Annotated in this window: 19 protein-coding genes, 2 tRNA genes and 1 pseudogene; 11 read left to right on the plus strand and 11 right to left on the minus strand. The window is 60.6% G+C overall.

The genetic code is table 11. From position 1 onward, the window contains the following. Window positions 1-29 precede the first annotated feature (29 nt). The 3 genes and pseudogenes from A3C3_RS43830 to A3C3_RS0120285 all read right to left on the minus strand — a co-directional run. Window positions 30-311, minus strand: a pseudogene (locus A3C3_RS43830) (ATP-binding protein); the annotation flags it as partial. 242 nt (window positions 312-553) lie between these two features. Beyond that, on the minus strand, window positions 554-1,237 hold the full coding sequence (locus tag A3C3_RS38835; RefSeq protein ID WP_145611899.1) for a DUF6339 family protein: 684 nt from the start codon (window positions 1,235-1,237) through the stop codon (window positions 554-556). A 398-nt stretch (window positions 1,238-1,635) separates the two neighbouring features. Beyond that, window positions 1,636-2,783, minus strand: a protein-coding gene (locus tag A3C3_RS0120285; protein WP_145611901.1) for an IS3 family transposase whose coding sequence is annotated in 2 segments (ribosomal slippage) — window positions 1,636-2,537 and window positions 2,537-2,783 — 1,149 coding nt in all. Because the reading frame shifts where the segments join, the coding sequence is not laid out codon by codon here. Window positions 2,784-2,905: 122 nt separating this feature from the next. Between A3C3_RS0120285 and A3C3_RS0120295 the strand changes: the two genes are divergently transcribed. The 3 genes from A3C3_RS0120295 to A3C3_RS0120305 all read left to right on the plus strand — a co-directional run bounded on the left by A3C3_RS0120295 (window position 2,906) and on the right by A3C3_RS0120305 (window position 4,418). Next, window positions 2,906-3,259 (plus strand): hypothetical protein, encoded by a 354-nt coding sequence (locus A3C3_RS0120295; RefSeq protein ID WP_145611903.1) that lies wholly within the window; start codon window positions 2,906-2,908, stop codon window positions 3,257-3,259. Window positions 3,260-3,444: 185 nt separating this feature from the next. Further along, window positions 3,445-3,663, plus strand: coding sequence for a hypothetical protein (locus A3C3_RS0120300; RefSeq protein WP_022716421.1), 219 nt, complete (start codon window positions 3,445-3,447; stop codon window positions 3,661-3,663). A 191-nt stretch (window positions 3,664-3,854) separates the two neighbouring features. Beyond that, window positions 3,855-4,418 carry a hypothetical protein gene (locus A3C3_RS0120305; RefSeq protein ID WP_022716422.1) on the plus strand — a complete coding sequence of 188 codons (564 nt, stop codon included), beginning with the start codon at window positions 3,855-3,857 and terminating at the stop codon, window positions 4,416-4,418. 29 nt (window positions 4,419-4,447) lie between these two features. Here A3C3_RS0120305 and A3C3_RS47945 read toward each other — a convergent pair whose 3' ends face one another. The 3 genes from A3C3_RS47945 to A3C3_RS0120320 all read right to left on the minus strand — a co-directional run bounded on the left by A3C3_RS47945 (window position 4,448) and on the right by A3C3_RS0120320 (window position 5,645). Continuing rightward, window positions 4,448-4,573, minus strand: coding sequence for a hypothetical protein (locus A3C3_RS47945; RefSeq protein ID WP_022716423.1), 126 nt, complete (start codon window positions 4,571-4,573; stop codon window positions 4,448-4,450). Next, window positions 4,570-4,881, minus strand: a complete 312-nt coding sequence (locus tag A3C3_RS0120315) for a hypothetical protein (protein WP_022716424.1) — start codon at window positions 4,879-4,881, stop codon at window positions 4,570-4,572. Before A3C3_RS0120315 ends, A3C3_RS47945 begins: the two co-directional genes overlap by 4 nt. Window positions 4,882-5,036: 155 nt before the next feature. Next, entirely contained in the window at window positions 5,037-5,645 is a 609-nt protein-coding gene (locus A3C3_RS0120320; RefSeq protein ID WP_145611905.1) for a hypothetical protein, read from the minus strand. Window positions 5,646-5,830: 185 nt separating this feature from the next. On the opposite strand from A3C3_RS0120320, the gene A3C3_RS45380 reads away from it, so the two are divergent. Beyond that, window positions 5,831-5,971 (plus strand): hypothetical protein, encoded by a 141-nt coding sequence (locus tag A3C3_RS45380; protein ID WP_156890790.1) that lies wholly within the window; start codon window positions 5,831-5,833, stop codon window positions 5,969-5,971. 193 nt (window positions 5,972-6,164) lie between these two features. Here A3C3_RS45380 and A3C3_RS0120325 read toward each other — a convergent pair. Beyond that, window positions 6,165-6,241: transfer RNA gene (locus tag A3C3_RS0120325), tRNA-Pro, on the minus strand. A 269-nt stretch (window positions 6,242-6,510) separates the two neighbouring features. Between A3C3_RS0120325 and A3C3_RS0120330 the strand changes: the two genes are divergently transcribed. Next, window positions 6,511-6,921 carry a hypothetical protein gene (locus A3C3_RS0120330; RefSeq protein WP_028739831.1) on the plus strand — a complete coding sequence of 137 codons (411 nt, stop codon included), beginning with the start codon at window positions 6,511-6,513 and terminating at the stop codon, window positions 6,919-6,921. Window positions 6,922-7,105: 184 nt separating this feature from the next. Here the strand turns inward: A3C3_RS0120330 and A3C3_RS0120335 are convergent. After that, window positions 7,106-7,180: transfer RNA gene (locus A3C3_RS0120335), tRNA-Gln, on the minus strand. Between the two features lie 162 nt (window positions 7,181-7,342). Between A3C3_RS0120335 and A3C3_RS0120340 the strand changes: the two genes are divergently transcribed. Genes A3C3_RS0120340 through A3C3_RS0120355 form a run of 4 tightly spaced genes read left to right on the plus strand, consistent with a single transcriptional unit; the run spans window position 7,343 to window position 9,318 of the window. Next, on the plus strand, window positions 7,343-7,639 hold the full coding sequence (locus A3C3_RS0120340; RefSeq protein WP_022716426.1) for a cupin domain-containing protein: 297 nt from the start codon (window positions 7,343-7,345) through the stop codon (window positions 7,637-7,639). A 3-nt stretch (window positions 7,640-7,642) separates the two neighbouring features. Then, on the plus strand, window positions 7,643-8,566 hold the full coding sequence (locus A3C3_RS0120345) for an MBL fold metallo-hydrolase (protein WP_022716427.1): 924 nt from the start codon (window positions 7,643-7,645) through the stop codon (window positions 8,564-8,566). Beyond that, window positions 8,563-9,015: a thiol-disulfide oxidoreductase DCC family protein gene (locus A3C3_RS0120350; RefSeq protein WP_022716428.1), complete on the plus strand. Its 453-nt coding sequence runs from the start codon at window positions 8,563-8,565 to the stop codon at window positions 9,013-9,015. The genes A3C3_RS0120345 and A3C3_RS0120350 overlap by 4 nt, the downstream gene beginning before the upstream one ends. A 3-nt stretch (window positions 9,016-9,018) precedes the next feature. Beyond that, window positions 9,019-9,318, plus strand: coding sequence for a DUF4166 domain-containing protein (locus tag A3C3_RS0120355; protein WP_233450649.1), 300 nt, complete (start codon window positions 9,019-9,021; stop codon window positions 9,316-9,318). A 9-nt stretch (window positions 9,319-9,327) separates the two neighbouring features. Here A3C3_RS0120355 and A3C3_RS0120360 read toward each other — a convergent pair whose 3' ends face one another. After that, window positions 9,328-10,233 (minus strand): DUF1499 domain-containing protein, encoded by a 906-nt coding sequence (locus A3C3_RS0120360; protein ID WP_022716430.1) that lies wholly within the window; start codon window positions 10,231-10,233, stop codon window positions 9,328-9,330. Window positions 10,234-10,454: 221 nt separating this feature from the next. On the opposite strand from A3C3_RS0120360, the gene A3C3_RS0120365 reads away from it, so the two are divergent. Next, window positions 10,455-10,844 carry a hypothetical protein gene (locus tag A3C3_RS0120365; RefSeq protein WP_022716431.1) on the plus strand — a complete coding sequence of 130 codons (390 nt, stop codon included), beginning with the start codon at window positions 10,455-10,457 and terminating at the stop codon, window positions 10,842-10,844. Between the two features lie 87 nt (window positions 10,845-10,931). Then, entirely contained in the window at window positions 10,932-11,201 is a 270-nt protein-coding gene (locus A3C3_RS38840; RefSeq protein ID WP_022716432.1) for a hypothetical protein, read from the plus strand. Here A3C3_RS38840 and ppdK read toward each other — a convergent pair. Continuing rightward, window positions 11,189-13,861 carry a pyruvate, phosphate dikinase gene (gene ppdK / locus A3C3_RS0120375; RefSeq protein WP_022716433.1) on the minus strand — a complete coding sequence of 891 codons (2,673 nt, stop codon included), beginning with the start codon at window positions 13,859-13,861 and terminating at the stop codon, window positions 11,189-11,191. The two genes, A3C3_RS38840 and ppdK, sit on opposite strands and share 13 nt — an antisense overlap. Window positions 13,862-14,264: 403 nt before the next feature. Beyond that, complete coding sequence (locus A3C3_RS0120380) at window positions 14,265-17,726, minus strand: chromosome segregation SMC family protein (protein ID WP_022716434.1); 3,462 nt, start codon at window positions 17,724-17,726, stop codon at window positions 14,265-14,267. Window positions 17,727-17,797 lie beyond the last annotated feature (71 nt).

Here is a 17,797-nt window from a genome sequence, read left to right on the forward strand (position 1 = left end):
GTGAGCCACCTTTAAGTATCGTTTTCTGATCAGGCTTTGGTCAATGGATTGGCTTTTTCTCCTCTCTTCTGTGCTGCTGCGGCCGAGCTGGCCTTGAAGCGGAAGCTGTCGTTACCGGTTTCCAGGATGTGGCAACGGTGGGTGAGACGGTCGAGGAGCGCTGTCGTCATCTTGGCGTCACCGAAGACGGTGGCCTATTCGCTGAAGCTGACATTGGTGGTGATGACGACGCTGGTGCGCTTATAAAGCTTGCTCAACAGATGGAAGAGCAGCGCTCCACCTGAGGCACTGAACGGAAGGTACCCGAGATCGTAGCTCGGCTGCTTTGCCCGCCAACCCAGACCACCGGACTCGGTCCGAAACGCTCAAAGCCGCAATCTGAGATTGTCGCCTCCGAACCTGCCCTACAAGTCAAGCCGTTGGATGCCGCATCCGCAAAACGGCTGCTCGAAATCGTCAAGCGGCTGCCTTCTCCGTTATTCCACTCGAAACATCGTTTCGTCGCGTACCAAGCAGCATGTGGGGTAGCCCCTATTCAGATGTAAAGTTAGAGTTATGCGGCTTGGGTTCGACGCGCAAACGAAACACATTCCGCTACGAAGGCGTCGGTTTCGGGGGGAGTTAGGACTTCGAACACAATCCCGCCACCCAGACGATTGACTGCTTTCATGAAGTGCCTGAAGTTGCTTTCGGCTCCAGCGACCCACGGGTCAGATTTCATGGCGCGAAGAACGGCGCTCGCGATGTTCTGACGACTCGTCATCCAGATGCGCTCAACGAAATTGCTACGAATATCGGCCGATTTCAGGATCAGCGCCAGCGCCCCGGGAATGTCATCAGGCATGCATATCCTGGAAATTTGATAGTTCCACCAAAGTCGTGAGAGAGCGTGATCGTCGCGGATGCCTGTCTGCGTAGGAGCGAAGAAGTGGTCGCGAATGCTCGATACTAGCTTGTTGTCGTCTTGCCCTGTGAGCCAGCGCGCTCGGCAGTAGTCGATAGCTTCGATGTGCGAAAGGCGCGCCCACACACGCTCCTCGTTCGCCATCGCTGGACTTAATCCTGCGATAGCCTCGCCGACTACCAAAGAGTTTGGCATATCAACACTTACGATATTCGTTGGAGTCGACAGGTCGAGTGTTGCAAGCTTGTCGGCGTCGAACTCTATTCCGAGTGGAATGTCCCAGCCGGGGTCTCCGGCGACCTCTGAAAAACCTGTATGGCGATAGCGTTCCACGTTCCGCTCGATCTCGCCTCGAAGACTTCCCAATACTTTATCTGAGAGATACCTGAGCGGGGCCATTATTGAACGCTTTCCATGAGCGAGATCGTTTTTCTCAAGGGGCCGCGCAGCAGTTGCTGTGCCAGCTCGAGTGGTGAGATGCTGGGGTCGGAAGGGTCCTTGCCCAAGTCAACGCACCTGGCTTTGAAGACACGATACCATTTACGGCCCTCTACATTTATCCCGCCCGCTTGAAGACGCGAGATAACCTCAATGACTGCGGGAAGGTAGATTGTGTTCAGGATCATATCCTTCCCGCGATTAATATCGCGGATCGCCGCGATGGCTTTATAGGTCTCGTCTCGTGCGAGGATCGTGATACGTGGCCTGCTGCCGGTTTTTCGGACACCGAGTTAGGCTAATCCGACCTTGTTTTCAAATTCCATCGGGCTGAGATAGCCCAGTGTCGAATGCCGACGCTTCGGATTGTAGAAGCGCTCGATGTAATCGAACACGTCCGCCTTTGCATCGTTTCTGGTTCTGTAGACCTTGCGAGCTGTCCTTTCGGTTTTGAGTGACGAGAAGAAGCTTTCCATCGCGGCATTGTCCCAGACATTGCCGGACCTGCTCATAGAACAGGTGATGCCGTGATCAGCCATGAGACGCTGGAACTGCTCGCTCGTGTGTTGGCTACCCTGGTCCGAATGGTGGAGAAGCGCATCCGGCTTGCCTCTGCGCCAGATGGCCATGATCAGCGCATCTGTGACGAGCTGGGCCGTCATGTTGGCATTCATCGACCAGCCAACGACACGGCGCGAGAACAGGTCGATGACGGCAGCCACATAGAGCCAGCCCTCAGCCGTCCATAGATAGGTAAAATCGGCCACCCACTTCTGGTTCGGTCTTGCTGCCCCGAACTGCCGGTCCAGCACACTCGGCATGATGACCGGGCGCTCACCGTTGTCTTTCGGCAAGCCCCGCCTTCTCGGTCTTGCTCTCAATGCATTGTCGCGCATGAGACGCTCGACGCGATGCAGACCACAGGAAAAGCCCTCCGCGAGAAGATCATGCCAGACACGCCGCGCGCCGTAGGTGCGGTCGCTGTCCTTAAAGCTGATCTTGATTTTGTCTAGCAGAGCCTCGTCATACCGGGCATGCTGGCTCGGAGACCGATGTAACCAGGCATGAAAGCCGGAACGCGATACACCCAGCGCTTCGCAGAGCCATGCCACCGGCCAGATCGAACGGTGCTTTGCAACGAACGCGAACTTCATATCACGTCCTTCGCAAAGTAGGCGGCGGCCTTTTTTAAGATGTCGCGCTCCGCCTTCAGCTTGGCGACCTCTTTCCGAAGCCTCTCGATCTCAAGCTGCTCGGGCTTCATCTGCCCGTGACCAGGAAACGCCTGCGCCGGGTCCGAACCGTGTTCCCTGACCCACTTGCGCAGGACATTCTCATGAACATCCAGGTCGCGGGCTGCCTGCGCAACACTGACCCCGCGCTCTCGCACCAACTTCACCGCCTCAAGCTTGTACTCGCGGCTGAACTTCCTTCGTTGCATTCATGCGCTCCAGTTTCATTGGAAACACCTTAACTCGGTGTCCACGAAACCGGCAGCAGGCCAAGGCTCACATCCTCGCTGCAAACGAGACATTTCGAGCTATCTTCGACGGTCTTCGCAAAATGATTGCCGAGGAAGTCGGCGCTAAAGTCGGAGCGATCGAGGTCATGCCGCGCTACCTGCGTCCGTTGACCACTTGGGAAATGACGCTGAAGATGCCATTTCGAAAGATGAAGGGACCGCGGACCCGCGTCGTCTTGCCCACACCATTGTCCGCTGCAGAGGTGCTTGCGGTCATCTATGACGACGTCCTTGGCATCCACCTGTTCGCATCCGTGCACAAGTATATTTGTGATGCGGACGAGATGACGAAAGGACATGAGCGCCTTTTGGCCATGGTAAAGCTCGCGCAGGATACTGACGCGCTCACGGAACTCTTCCGTCGGCAGGCTCATCACTCGGGTACGCAGGCGTAAACTAAAAGACGGCCGCCTCGGCCCAGTCTAGCGCGCCGGGTCCGTCGAGGACCAAACGGCCGATAGCAGAAATCGCAAGCGACTACTTAGTCCCCCGCAAGAAATCAGCGGGGGACCGAAAGACCGTCGCTAAACCCCACTAATATCCGAATGAAAGAAAGAAAATGGATCGACCAGTATCTCAAATGTCTGAACTGAGGGACCGCATCAGCATCGTCAACGCAAGGATCAATGCTGAGATCGATTTGCCGTCGCATGTCGCCTTCGACGTCGCTGTTGACGGAGAAACCATCGGCAGTTCTTTGGAGTGGCTCGACGAGGACCATGGCCTAGTACGTAAGGACTGCCATCTTAACGTCAACCCCGACGTCCTGGAGACGGTGTCGGACCGTCTCCAGGCGTAGTTCGGCGACGTCTACGCTCTAGTTCACCAGTTGCTTGATGACGCAGTGGAAGACCTGAAGACAGCTGAGGACGAGATCGCTCCATAGACTGTCTGCACAACCGCCATGACTACTGGCCGTCGCATCGACGATTTTGTCGGTTGCGGCCGGCTGTCAGACACTGCGTCGTCAACGGACACGGAGGACGATTCATGTTGAGGGCAATTGCAAACGTCATAGCGAGAATGTTTAAGGCCGGCGCAGGTGCGCTTAGGTGGACTGAAAATTTCGTACTCTCGCCGTTCCGCGCGATTTTTGGAGGCGGTGGGGCGTTGCCGAACCCTGAGTTCAGTCCGACAATGACCAGCACTGATCTTCTTGAAGAGTACGAGGCTAACCGCCAAGCTCAGGCGTGGCTCCAGCGAACTGACCGCGATGGCACCGAGACCGTAATGAAGAACGCTGCCAGCAGCGCAGCGGCTCGCGCCACGATTGACCTATCACCCGTCCGATCGGACGCGCGACTGACGCTTCTGACGATGGACGACGTTGAGCTGAAAGCTCTCGCCGCTGCCAGTCCTAGTAAGGTTCGAAAATGGCTCGAAGGAAAGGAGCACGGTATCTTCGGTGTCCCAGTTGTGACCACACTGTCGAACAAGCCGGTTTCCGCTCCGGTACAGCCGGTCGTCGGCATGACACCGCAAGCGCGGATGATCTGGAGAATCCAATCTCGCCTCGGCAAGCCCGATCATTCGAAAGAATTCCGTATTGCCTAACAGAAAGCCCGCCGTTTGGCGGGCTTTCGTCATCTGTCGGCCTCGATATACCGCAGCAACACCGGGATAAGTTCTTCGTGTTCGTGGAGGAGCTCAGGGCCGAACTGTTCGACGAGGCGCTGCCACTGAGCGTCCGTAATCTCTGTTCTGTTCATAAGCGGCGTCCCTTCAGAGTGTCGATGACCTGCTGCCGCTGGCTGCATGCTGCACGCAGGCGACTGTTTTCACCCTCAAGCTCGGCGAGCATAGTCATAGCCAGGCGCGCCAGCTCTTCCATGCTGTCGGCATGAGCTGTCGCAGACGTCAGGGCGTCGTCATAGCGACGCTCATAACGCGCGCGAGCGGCGGCACCGATAGCGTCGCCGATGGCGTTGGCAAATCCGACGCCTGCTGCGGCAAGGACCATCATACCGGCCGCGTTGCCCATAGCTGCGGTATGAGCCGGAGCACCAAAGTTTGCCATGTCACGCCTCCGTTTCTCTTCGGAGAGCATAGATGCCGGGCTCGATTCACTCCGGCAAGCCCTGCCACGAAATATAACGATCGACACGTTAATGGAGCCCATGTAGAGCGCGCGCGTTTTCTGGGTGAAGCGCTACGACGGGTGGATGACGAAGATTAGTTCTGCCCAGACTGGTAGCCAGCCTTGAACTCGTCGACAGCATCGGTCACGGGCTTCGTCAACTCCGACCACCACTTGCCGATTTCGGACGAAGCCTTGCCCACCTTCTCGCCGACGTCGCGCATCGTTACCGTCTTGCCTTTTTCGAGCTTCTTCTCATAACGGGCTTGCATGAACTGAAAACGGTAGGCGCAGGACCGCCAGGCGCGGTCATAGTCGGCGAGGTAGGGCCGCCACGCTTCCAGATCGTTGCGCGCATTGTGGTAGGCGGTCAGATTTTCGTCAACAAACGATGGGCTGCCCTCGGAGACTTGCTTCACCCGAATGATGCACGTCGCTTCAGCGGCCTTATCGAAAACACCGGGAGAGAGCGGATCGGAGGCTTGGTAGCCCGACTGTACGTGTTCACCGACGCGATCGAGCGTCAGGTGGCCCGGATACTTGGCATCGGCCGCCTCGGCGACGTCCCAGTCTGAATATGCGATCTCGATGATCTTACGGCTCTTGAGGCCGGGAGCGTCGTTGGACGCCTCTATCTGGTCGATCTCCGTAAGACGCTGCGCTGTCTCTCCGCTCCGAGCGCGCTTGTCGAGGAAGGCCCTCACGCTGACGACGCGATCAGCACCACCAATGCGGCAATGATCGTCAACGCGACCGCCGCTGATGCCTTCTGAACTTTTCCGATGTTCGCCATGTGTATCCCCGAGACACAACGTAGATTTGCATCAAGGGCGACAAACTTGCAATCCGCCCGAAGGTCGATCGGCACCGGTTTCAAAGAGGCCGCGACATGGAAGCTTCGAAAGGAGTTCGACAAGCTCCTGGCGAAGAAGCCGGCAGCGGAGCGGTCGTCGAAAGAACGCCGATTGGGTACGCCCTCGCCTATTCGCCGAAGTGGAACACAGAACGTGCGCGCACGACGGCAAGCTGAGGCATGTTAGCTGATGTCGCGGACGTCTATGAGATCGAGCGATCCGGAGGCTGGCGACGCATGCATTCCGATCAGGCCGGAAACGACAGAAACCGAGTTTCTGTCAGTGTTTCTGTCAGAGGACCCATCCATGATGCCGACAAATAATAATTAGATAAACCTAAAAAGCTTTTCGGGACAAAGCATTACAGGCTGGTCGGAGTGGAGTGATTCGAACACTCGACCCCCACGTCCCGAACGTGGTGCGCTACCAGACTGCGCTACACTCCGTGACCAGCGGCGCCTCTATAGACCGGCCCATCTTATTGCGCAAGCACCAAATTTCAAAACCCGGCGCATTTTTGACAGAGGGCTGACCGGACCCGGCGCAGCCTAAAACTGCAACAAAAAGCCACACTCGCGGCAAATTTCGCAATCGCGAAGACAGGGCAATTTCCTTTTGCCGGGTTCCGCGCTAAAGCGCTCCACGGGACAAGCGGAAGCCGTTGGCAGACAGCGATTCCCGCCGTCGAATGCGCGACAAATTCAGGGACGATTAGATGAAACTCCGCACCACTGCCGCGGTCGGGCTTGCCATTGCGCTTGCCGGCTGCACGACCATTCCTTCTGCAGGCGATCCGATTTCCGCACGCTGGACCGGCCAGTCGGCCGGCAAGTTCTTCGCCGCCTACGGCCCGCCGATCGCCGATACCGAAAACGGCTCTGCCACCCTCTACACGTGGAAGGGCGGCTACAAGAGGATCCGTGTCCCGGCGAAATATGCCGAAGGCGAGAACGGCAAGCGCGGCAAGCAGATCGCTGCCGCCCGCACGCTCTATCTCCGCTGCCAGGTCGAAGTCACCGCCGATTCCAGCTACACCATCCGCTCCATCCGCACCGTCGGCGACATCCCGGGCGAAAACAGCAAGTCCTATTGTGCGGAGTTTCTGGCACCGGAAACGGCTCAGTAGCTGAGTTTCGCGGCCAGTATCAGTCCGGGAAGGCAGCCTGCAGGGCTGCCTTTTCTTTTATTGGCTATTTCGCCGACGAGACATGGAGAGTGGAACCACTTCCCAACTCTTGAAGACCGAACGTGATACCCGTTGTCTTCGGAATAAACCGTAACCTACGTGGCCGGCATGGACACGAACAGCGTGGCTGGGGCGCCAGGATTCGAACCTGGGAATGCCGGTACCAAAAACCGGTGCCTTACCGCTTGGCGACGCCCCACCAGAGCTTGAGAGCGGAAACCCGCTTTGCCGGAAGCGAGGCCTGATTAGCAAAGGTCCGGCTGCCTCACAATCACTAACTTGCGCTTCCGGCATATTTCTGTGCGCTTCTTCCTGCGCCATGCTACGTCTTGGTTCGCCCGATCAAGTCTCAGGAGAGATGATGAGCCAGTACCGTGCCCGCCCGCCTGCCCTTGCGACGCTTCTTCTCGACGATGCCGTGGTGCGCATCACGCGCTGGGATTTCGAGCCGGGTGCGGATACCGGCGTGCATACCCACGGGTTCGGCTATGTCGTCGTGCCGATGACTGATTGCAAATTCCTGCTCGAGGATCGGGATGGCAGCCGGCGCGTCGATGTGGCCAAGGGTGCTGCCTACCGGCGCGAGGCGGGCGCGGAGCACAATGTCGTCAATGCCGGAAGCGAGCCGATGTCCTTTATCGAGATAGAATACAAGTAAACCATGCCCAGCCCGACATTCGATCTTGCCTTCGAGCCTCGCTATGGCCGCGCGGTGGACGTTGCGCTGGGGGTCCAGCGCATCACCGCCAACAATCCGAGCCCTTTCACCTTCCACGGCACCAACAGCTACATCGTCGGCACCTCATCCGTCGCCGTCATCGATCCGGGGCCTGAGAACGAGGCGCATTTTGAGGCCCTGATCAAGGCGCTCAAGGGCCGGACGGTCACACATATAGTCATCACCCATACGCATCGCGACCACTCGCCGCTTGCCGCGAAGTTGCAGAAAGAGACGGGCGCCATCACCGTCGGCGAAGGTATGCACCGGGCAGCAAGGCCGCTCTATGACGGCGAGGTCAATCCCTTTGCCGAAAGCTCCGATACGCGTTTCGTACCGGATATCGCAGTTGGCGACGGCGAGACCATCAAAGGTGACGGCTGGGCGCTGACGGCGGTGCTGACACCGGGACACGCCGCAAACCACGCGGCTTTCGCGCTCGAAGGCACCGGCATCCTCTTTTCCGGCGACCATGTCATGGCCTGGGCGACCTCCATCGTTGCGCCGCCGGATGGCTCGATGGCCGATTACATGGCCTCGCTCGACAAGCTTATCGCACGCCGCGACCACCTGCTTTTCCCCGGCCATGGCGGGCCGGTGAAACGTCCCGTATCCTTCATGCGGGCGCTGAAGACCCACCGACGCATGCGCGAGCGCGCCGTCGTGGAGCGGATTAAGGCGGGCGACCGGCTGATCCCCGACATGGTGAAGGTGATCTACCGCGACACAGACCCCAGGCTGCACGGCGCCGCGGCACTCTCCGTCCTCGCGCATATCGAGGATTTGGTGGAACGCGGCATCGTGCAGGCGGACGGACCGCCTTCGCTCTTCGGGGCGTATCAACTGTCTGCTGGAGCGGGACGATGAGACGGAATGACTATAGCTATCGGAGCGATGCCGCTGTTCCAACCTTTCCGGACGACAAGCCGCTCATCATCTTCGACGGCGAATGCGTCTTCTGCTCCGGCTGGGTGAAATTTGCGCTGAAGCACGACAAGGCCGGGCGTTACCGCTTCCTTTCCGCGCAATCGCCGCTCGGCACGGCACTTTACCGGCACTACGGCCTGGATGAGCGGGACTACGAGACGAATATCCTGATCGAAGACGGCCGCGCGCATTTCAAATCCGAGGGTTCGATCCGCATGATTGCCCGGCTCGGCTTTCCCTGGTCGCTCGTCATTATCCTTTACATCCTGCCGCGCCCGTTTGCCGACCGGCTCTATGAGTTCGTCGCCAGGAACCGCCTGAAGATCGCCGGGCGCCGGACAACATGCTATGTGCCCACGCCCGAGGAACGGAGCCGCTTCCTGGCATGAGCGGTGCAGACCTTCGCATTCTCATCATCGGCGGCTATGGCACGTTCGGCGCCAGGCTGGCGCAGCTTCTTTGCGACGACGAGCGCTTTCGCCATGGCTGTGGTGCCGGATGGCGCCAAGCTGCGTTTCGTCATTCGCGGCTGGCGATTTTTCGGCATTCCACTGCCTTTGGTACTGGCGCCCGGCGGCGATATCTACGAGGAGGAGCGCGAAAGCCGGTTCCATTTTCATGTGGAGGTCGGCGGGCCGCTGACCGGGCTGATCGTGAGATATGCCGGATGGCTGGAAGAAGAAGGCGGTTGAGCCTTCGTCTTACCCCGCAATGCCCAGCAATTCCATATCGAGGGCTTCGAGATAATGGTCGGCGATTTCGGCGCTGAGGCCGAGGTCGTGCTGGCCGTAGCGGGAGGCGACGCGGATGTCGACGAAAGTGGTTTCGGCTTCTTCGCGCAGCCGGATGACGACGTCGAAGTGCAGGCCGGTGATGAGCGTGCGGGTTTCGCCCTGAAGCGTCACGCCGTTTGCGTCGCGAATAAGCTTTGCGACATCGTCCTCATAGGGCCTCGGCGTGGGAACGGGAACCTGATCGGGCGCTTCGGCGACGGCATCGCCATCGGGCTGGGGCCTTGCCGGCACATCCTCGAGATCGCGGACCGGTTCGCCTTCGCCGGCACTTCCGGTGATCGTGATGCCATCCAGCTTCGCCACTTTCCTGACCGCTTCGAGCACGCGGTCGATCGCGCCTTCATAACGCCGGCCAGTCAGTTCCGGATAAGCAAGGAGCTGCTGTTCGCGCTCCTGGGGCGACACGTCGGGATTGCGTTTCATCCAGATCTGATCGGCATGTGGCGACGAAAGCCAGTCTGGCGCTGAAACGACATCCGTCGACACGTCATAGATGGCCGGCAGCGTGAAATAGCGCTCCGCGATAAAACCGCCGAAACCCAAGGGAAGGATCGCAAAGATCAGCGCTTTCAACGCATCGAGACCGCCTTCGGCTCCGGTCGCCCAGAGGCTTCTGAGGCCGACGGCCGCAAGCATGGCGGCAAGCAGCGCAAAGCCGATGGAGACAAGCAGCAGGAGCACGAGATAGGGCGTGGCAAGCCCGCCGAACCGGTGCGCGACCAGCACCGCGACCCAGAGGACCAATGCAAACGCTCCGAAGCGCCGCGCAAAGCGGGCCGAACTGGAAACGGGGCGGTCAAAGCGGATGGCCATCAAACTTACCGGTTATTCGCGGGCGCAAACCGCCTGCGAGGGCGCAAGAAGCACCCACACTTGTTTATGGCAAGATTCGCCTAAATTGAAACTGTTGTCTCCGCGCAAGGGCCGCAATCCACCAAAAGGCGGCGGTGGCTTTAATAAGTAACATCTGATATGTCACTAAAAAGACGGCTCCGGCGGATTTGCCGATAACGGGAAGGATCAGGAGAAGAGTGATGCTTTCATCGGAAACAACCGAAAGACCACAGGCATCATCGCTTGGCGCAAGCGATCCATCCGAGTCCTTCCTGCCGATGGAGCTTCTCGAGCTCGAGCTTTCGCTCGAAGGCTACGACGGCGGTGAAGAGGGCTTCTGTGAGGCCGTGCGCGCGGCTGCCGCCAATGCAAACGGCGAATTCCTGTTCGATCTTCCGGCAGCCGGGCTGATCGAGGATTGCCGGCGTATCGCCGTTTTGCGCATCCCGTCGGCGAGCACCAAAATGCGTGTCGTGCTTGCCGTTCTCGATACCAATGGCTCGGAAATCCGCGTGCAGGCGTCGGATCAGGAGACCGCACATCTCGTGCAGTTCGCCGATGCCTTCATCGAGGTGCTGGAACGAATCTGATCTCAGCCGCGTTTTCCGATGTTTGTTGACGTGAGCCGGCAAATCGCCTCTTGTCTGGCGACAGGTTCATGCATCGGAGAATGTGCTATGCGTCTTTCCGCTCTTTCCCTGTCCCTCGCCGCCATCGCGATCAGCCTTTCGGCCTGCCAGACCCTCACGCCGGAAGAACGGCGGGCTGCCGACGAGCGGCGATGCCTCAGCTACGGCTTCAGGCGCGGCACCGACGCGTTTGCCACCTGCTTGCAGCGCATTGATCTCGACAGGCGCGCCGACGCGCGGGCATTTCGCGCGCAGGCAGATGAAAACTTCGACGACTTCACCCGGCCGATCTACTATCCGCGCTATTACCGCCGCTGACCGTTGCTGATGACCGCCTGAGCTGCCGCGAGCCGGGCAATCGGCACGCGGAACGGCGAACAGGAGACATAATCGAGGCCGATCGTCTCACAGAAATGGATCGAGGCGGGATCGCCGCCATGCTCGCCGCAGATGCCGAGCTTCATGTCGTTGCGTGTGCGCCTGCCGCGTTCTGCAGCGATGCTGATCAACTCGCCGACGCCGTCGAAATCCAGTGAGATGAAAGGATCGTGCTCGATAATCCCCTTTCGCTGGTAAGTCGGGATGAAGGCGGAGGCATCGTCGCGCGACATGCCGAAGGTCGTCTGCGTCAGGTCGTTGGTGCCGAAGGAGAAGAACTCGGCGGCCTCGGCGATCTTGTGCGCGCGCAGGGCTGCCCGCGGCAACTCGATCATCGTGCCGACGAGATAATCGATCTTCATGCCAGCCTCGGTCATCACCTCCCCGGCAACCGCGTCGATCCGTTCCTTGACATAATCCAATTCCGAACGCAGGCCGACGAGTGGCACCATGATTTCCGGCACGACGGCCGCCCCCGTTTCCTGCGCGGCGGCAATAGCCGCCTCGAAAATGGCGCGCGCCTGCATTTCGACGATTTCGGGATGGGAAATGGCTAGCCGGCAGCCGCGGTGGCCGAGCATCGGGTTGAACTCGTGCAGCGCATCGACACGCTGTCGGAGTGCGGCCGCCTCCATGCCCATGGCAGCGGCGACATCCACGACCTCTTCCTCGGTCTTCGGCAGGAATTCGTGGAGCGGCGGATCGAGCAAGCGGATCGTCACCGGCAGGCCGTGCATGACGCTGAAGAGGCCGGTGAAATCCAACCGCTGCATTGGCAGCAGCTTGTCGAGTGCGGCGCGCCTGCCCTTTTCGTCTTCGGCAAGGATCATTTCACGCATGACATGGATGCGCTCGCCTTCGAAGAACATGTGTTCGGTGCGGCAGAGGCCGATACCTTCCGCGCCGAAGGCACGCGCAGCGCGCGCGTCGGCGGGGGTATCGGCATTGGTGCGCACCGTCATGCGGCGGAGCCTGTCGGCCCAGCCCATGATGCGGCCGAAATCGCCGGAAAGCTCCGGCTGGATCATCGGAACCTCGCCCTTCAGCACCTGCCCGGCCGAGCCATCGATGGTGATGATGTCGCCCTTTTTCAGCGTCACGCCAACACCAATAAGGCGCTCGTTGCGGAGATCGATGCGCATGGTCCCGGCCCCGACCACGCAAGGGACGCCCATGCCGCGGGCGACCACCGCCGCGTGGCTGGTCATACCGCCGCGCGTGGTGAGGATACCTTCTGCGGCATGCATGCCGTGGATATCCTCCGGGCTCGTTTCGACGCGGAGCAGAATGACCTTGCGGCCCTCCTCATCCGCCTCGACCGCCTCTTCCGCTGTGAAGACGATCGCGCCGGTCGCAGCCCCCGGCGAAGCCGGCAATCCGGTGCCGATCACCTGGCGGTCTACACGCGGATCGATCGTCGGGTGCAGAAGCTGGTCGAGCGTTGACGGCTCGATGCGCAGCACCGCCTGCTCTTCGGTGATCAGCTTTTCATCCACCATATCGACGGCGATCTTCATGGCCGCCTTTGTCGAGCGCTTGCCGGAGCGCGTCTGCAGCATCCAGAGCTTGCCGCGCTCGATGGTGAATTCGATGTCCTGCATGTCGCGGTAGTGCGCTTCGAGCTCCGTGCAGATACGGGTGAGTTCCTCGAAAGCCTCTGGCATCAGCTTTTCCAGCGACGGACGGTCGGAACCGGAGTTGATGCGTCCCTCCTCCGTAATGCTTTGGGGGGTGCGGATGCCGGCGACCACGTCTTCGCCTTGCGCATTGACAAGGAATTCGCCGTAGAGCGACCTTTCGCCGGTCGAGGGGTTGCGCGTAAAGGCGACCCCGGTTGCCGACGCATTGCCGAGATTGCCGAAGACCATGGCCTGGACGTTGACGGCCGTGCCCCAGCCTCCCGGAATGTTGTGGAGCTGGCGATAGGTGACGGCGCGCGCGCTCATCCAGCTTGCGAAGACGGCACCGATGGCACCCCAGAGCTGCTCTTCGGGATCCTGCGGGAATTCCTCGCCGAGTTCCTCCTCGATCAGCTCCTTATACAGCGAAACGACATGCTGCCAGTCGCTGGCCGTCAGCTCGGTCTCGAGCTCATGGCCGAGACGCGCCTTCTGGTCTTCCAGGATCTCCTCGAAAATTTCGTGATCAAGGCCCATGACGACATCCGCATACATCTGGATGAAGCGGCGGTAGCTATCCCAGGCAAACCGGGCGTCGCCCGCATCATGTCCCAGCGCCTGCACGGTTTCGTCGTTGAGGCCGAGATTGAGAACCGTATCCATCATGCCCGGCATGGAAATGCGGGCGCCCGAGCGGACCGACAAGAGCAGCGGCCGGTCCTTTGCGCCGAACTGCCGGCCGGTCGCCTTCTCGATCGTCTCCAATCCGCGGCGGATTTCATCTTTCAGGCCAGCATCGATCCGTCTGCCGAGCGTGTAATAAGCGCTGCAGGCATCGGCGACGATGGTAAAGCCGGGCGGCACCGGCAGGCCCAGGCTGCACATCTCGGCCAGATTGGCGCCCTTACCGCCCAAAACGTCATGGTCCCGTGCGCGACCTTCCGCCTGCCCGTTGCCGAACGTATAGACCAGTTTGGTCATCTTCCCCCCGATTAAAATCAGGACCAGCTTATTCCCTTGGTCCTGAAATGAAAATCGACAAATACGGCGAAATATTGCACCGCACAATGGATGCACGCCGTTTCGAACCGATTGATTGGAACAGGGAAGAAAAAAAGCTTTGCGGGACTGCAACAACCGTCCCGCAAAGCCTTGTTTCCGTCCAGCCAGGAAACTGGACGGGGGGTACGTTAAACCGGGTAAATCCGACTGCCCTTATTCGGTATGCCACCCGGTCGATCCAACATGCGCATAAGCCCGCATCTCAGGTCCGCCATCTAGAAACAACTTCTAATTCAATTCTGGAAAAAGAGCATCACCCAATTGGGTTAACATGTCCTTTGGGACGTGACCTTTTTTGGGTATTTATGAAAGCGCTTATTTTTCAGGCCGTTTCGCGAAGGCGTTCGGCGGTTTGCAAGTCGACGGAAACAAGCTGCGATACACCTTGCTCGGCCATCGTTACACCAAAAAGTCGATTCATGCGCGCCATGGTGATCGGATTGTGAGTAATGATCACGAATCGGGTCTCGGTCGATGCCGCCATTTCGTCCATCAGATTGCAATAGCGCTCAACATTGTGATCATCCAGCGGCGCATCCACCTCGTCCAGCACGCAGATTGGTGCCGGATTGGTGAGGAAGACCGCGAAGATCAGGGCCATGGCCGTGAGCGCCTGTTCGCCGCCCGAAAGCAGTGTCATCGTCTGTGGCTTTTTGCCGGGCGGGCGGGCGAGGATTTCGAGGCCCGCCTCCAGAGGATCATCGGATTCGATCAGCTGAAGCTCCGCCGTGCCGCCACCGAAAAGATGGGTGAAGAGGCGCTGGAACTGGCCGTTGACGACGTCGAAGGCGGCGATCAGGCGTTCGCGGCCCTCGCGGTTGAGGCTCTGGATCGCGCCGCGGAGCTTGCGGATGGCGTCGATGACGTCGTCACGCTCCCTGATCAGCGCCTCGAGCTTTTCGGTGAGTTCCTTCTGCTCTTCCTCGGCGCGGAGGTTCACGGCTCCGAGTCGCTCGCGCTCCATCTTCAGCCGCTCCAGCTCACGCTCGACCTCGCGCAAGTCTGGGACGGACTGCATAGCCTGCAGGCCTGTCAGACGGTACGCCTCATGCGGCGGAACATTGAGCACTTCCCGGATTCGGCTTTCGCTCTCCTGCCGCTTCTCGCGCGCAGAGACGAGGCGCTCTTCGGCGCGGGCGCGGCGCTCGCGGCTTTCGGCAAGCTCGGAAAGCGCGATGGCGGCCTTATGATCGGCTTCGCGCTGCACGAGTTCGGCGGCAGCGAGAAGATCTGCGGCCCCACGGCGGGCGGCTTCTGCTTTCTGCAGTTCGTTCAGCAGCGCCTGGCGCTTGTCCTCGAATTCATCCGGCGCCATTTCGAGTTCGGCCGCTTCCTCGCGGGCCTCCTCCTCGCGATCGCGCAAGGTCGCGATGTGATCCTCGGCGCTTGCGGCGCGCTGGCGCCAGGTCTCGCGCTCCTGGCCGATCGCAATGATGCGGCGCTGGCGAGCCTCGTTCTCGCGGTTCAGGCTTTCGTGGCGGGCGCGCGCTTCGGCCGCACGACCGCGATCGGTCGCGACCTCCGCCTGCTGGATGCGCAGCCGGTCGTCGAGTGCGGTGAGATCCGGAGCATCCTCGAGCTCGATGCGCGCGGTCTCTTCCTGAACGGCGAGGTCTTCCTGCTGCGACTGGAGCTGGTTGACGGCTTCCGCAACCACGTCGCGACGGCGGATGAGATCGCCGGAGGCGCGTTCGGCGGCAGCCAGCGCGTCGCGCGCCTCGACGAGATGACGGGCCGAAAGGCGGCTCATGTCACGCGCTTCGTTGAGCTTGCGTTCCTCGCCGCGAATGGCCTCGCCCGCCATGGCAAGCCGCTCCTCCGCTTCAGAAAGAACATCGCGAGCGAGCGAAACTTCGCTTTCCAGCTCGCCGAGGCGGTTCTTCTGGGCGAGGCGCAAAGCGGCGGCACTCGGGGCATCGGCGCCGGTCACATGGCCATCCCAGCGGTAGACGGCGCCATCTTTCGTCACCAGGCGCTGGCCGGGCTTCAAGTAGTTCATCAACCGCATCGCGTCGCCATCTGCGACGAGGCCAATCTGCTTCAAGCGGCGCGTCAGTGCAGCCGGCGCGCCGACATGGTTCAGCAAGGGCACGGCACCCGCCGGCAGTGCGGGATCGGAAGTGCCATCACCATTTCCCGACCAGTGGGCGGGCGCCTTCGGATCAAGGGGCGATTCCAGATCGTCGCCGAGTGCAGCGCCCAAGGCCGTTTCGAAGCCGCGATCGACGCGGAGCTCATCGGCAACCGGTGGAAATTGCCCTGCCGCCGCACCCGCAGCCAGCATGCGCGAGATCGTGCGGCCTTCGGTTTCCAGCGCGTTCAGCTTCGAGCGCGCCTGATCGACCGGCACGCGTGAAAGCGCTTCGGTCTCTCGCGCTGCGGAGAGCGCTTGTTCGATCGCCTGGATCACCGTTTCGGCCTCGGCGACAGCCATCTCCGCAGCTTCGACCACTGCCCGCCTTTCATCGGGATCGGGCAGCGCAGTGATCTTTTCAGCCACACTGGAGAACTCGCGGTTTGCTTCGTTCATCTGCCGTTCGAGGCGCATCTTGCGGTCTGCGAGATCGCGGATCGCCCGTTCCAGCTGATGGCGTCCAGCGGCAGCTTCGGCACGCTCGGCGGTCAGCGCTGCGAAAACGCGCTCGCTGTCGGCAAGCTTTGCCGCAGCACCTTCGAAAGCCTCGCGCAACTCGTCGGCATGGCGGCCAGAATCGGCCAATATCTCCGCAATATCCGCCTCCTCGGCATCGAGCCGCGAAAGGATCGCAGCATTGTCCGACACCAGCCGCTCCTCGCGCCGAATATCCTCGGCGAGTTGCGCCAGGCGGCGAGTGAGTTCGTCGCGGCGGCGCAGGATGCGGTTTGCGTCGTCCTCGAGCTGCGACTTGGCGATCTGCAGCCGCTGGAGGGCAGCGGCGGCACGCGCCTCGCTCTCGCGAAGCTCCGGAAGCTTCAGGCTGGCCACCCCTTGAGCCTTTGCGGCCTCCATCTGGATCTGGGCCTTTTCCGCAACGACGACGGTCGCCTGGTTAAGGGCGCTGTCGGCCTCGGCTTCCGCCTCCTTCGCCTGCACCCAGCGGATATGCAGGAGTGTGGCTTCGCGCGCGCGGATTTCAGCAGACAGCGTCTTGAAGCGGTTCGCCTGACGCGCCTGGCGCTTCAGGCTCTCGATCTGGCCTTCAAGCTGCGAGGTCACGTCATCAAGGCGTTCGAGGTTGCCTTCGGCGGCACGCAGTCGCAGTTCGGCCTCATGACGGCGGGAATGCAGGCCGGAAATGCCGGCGGCCTCTTCCAGCAACTGGCGGCGGGCCTGGGGCTTTGCCGAAATCAGCTCGCCGATACGCCCCTGCCCGACCATCGATGGCGAGCGCGCGCCGGTCGAGGCATCGGCGAAGAGAAGCTGCACGTCCTTGGCACGGCTTTCCTTGCCATTGATTCGATAGATCGAACCCTGTTCGCGCTCGATGCGGCGGGTCACCTGAATTTCGTCGCTGTCGTTGAACGCGGCAGGCGCCGTACGCTCGCTGTTGTCGAGATAGAGTGCGACTTCGGCCGTGTTGCGCGCCGGCCGGTTTCCCGAACCGGAGAAGATCACATCGTCCATGCCGGAGGCGCGCATGTTCTTGTACGAGTTCTCGCCCATCACCCAGCGCAGCGCCTCGACAAGATTGGACTTGCCGCAGCCGTTCGGCCCGACAACGCCGGTCAGGCCCCGCTCGATAATGAATTCCGTCGGCTCGACGAAGGATTTGAATCCGATGACGCGGAGCTTGTTGAACTTCATGCGGCGCCCTCACGGCGCGCAGAACAAAAAACGGGCGCATGGCTTTGGCCGCCGCCCGTCATCTTGAAACG

Origin of the sequence: Rhizobium mongolense USDA 1844, assembly GCF_000419765.1 — a bacterium.
GTDB lineage: Bacteria > Pseudomonadota > Alphaproteobacteria > Rhizobiales > Rhizobiaceae > Rhizobium > Rhizobium mongolense.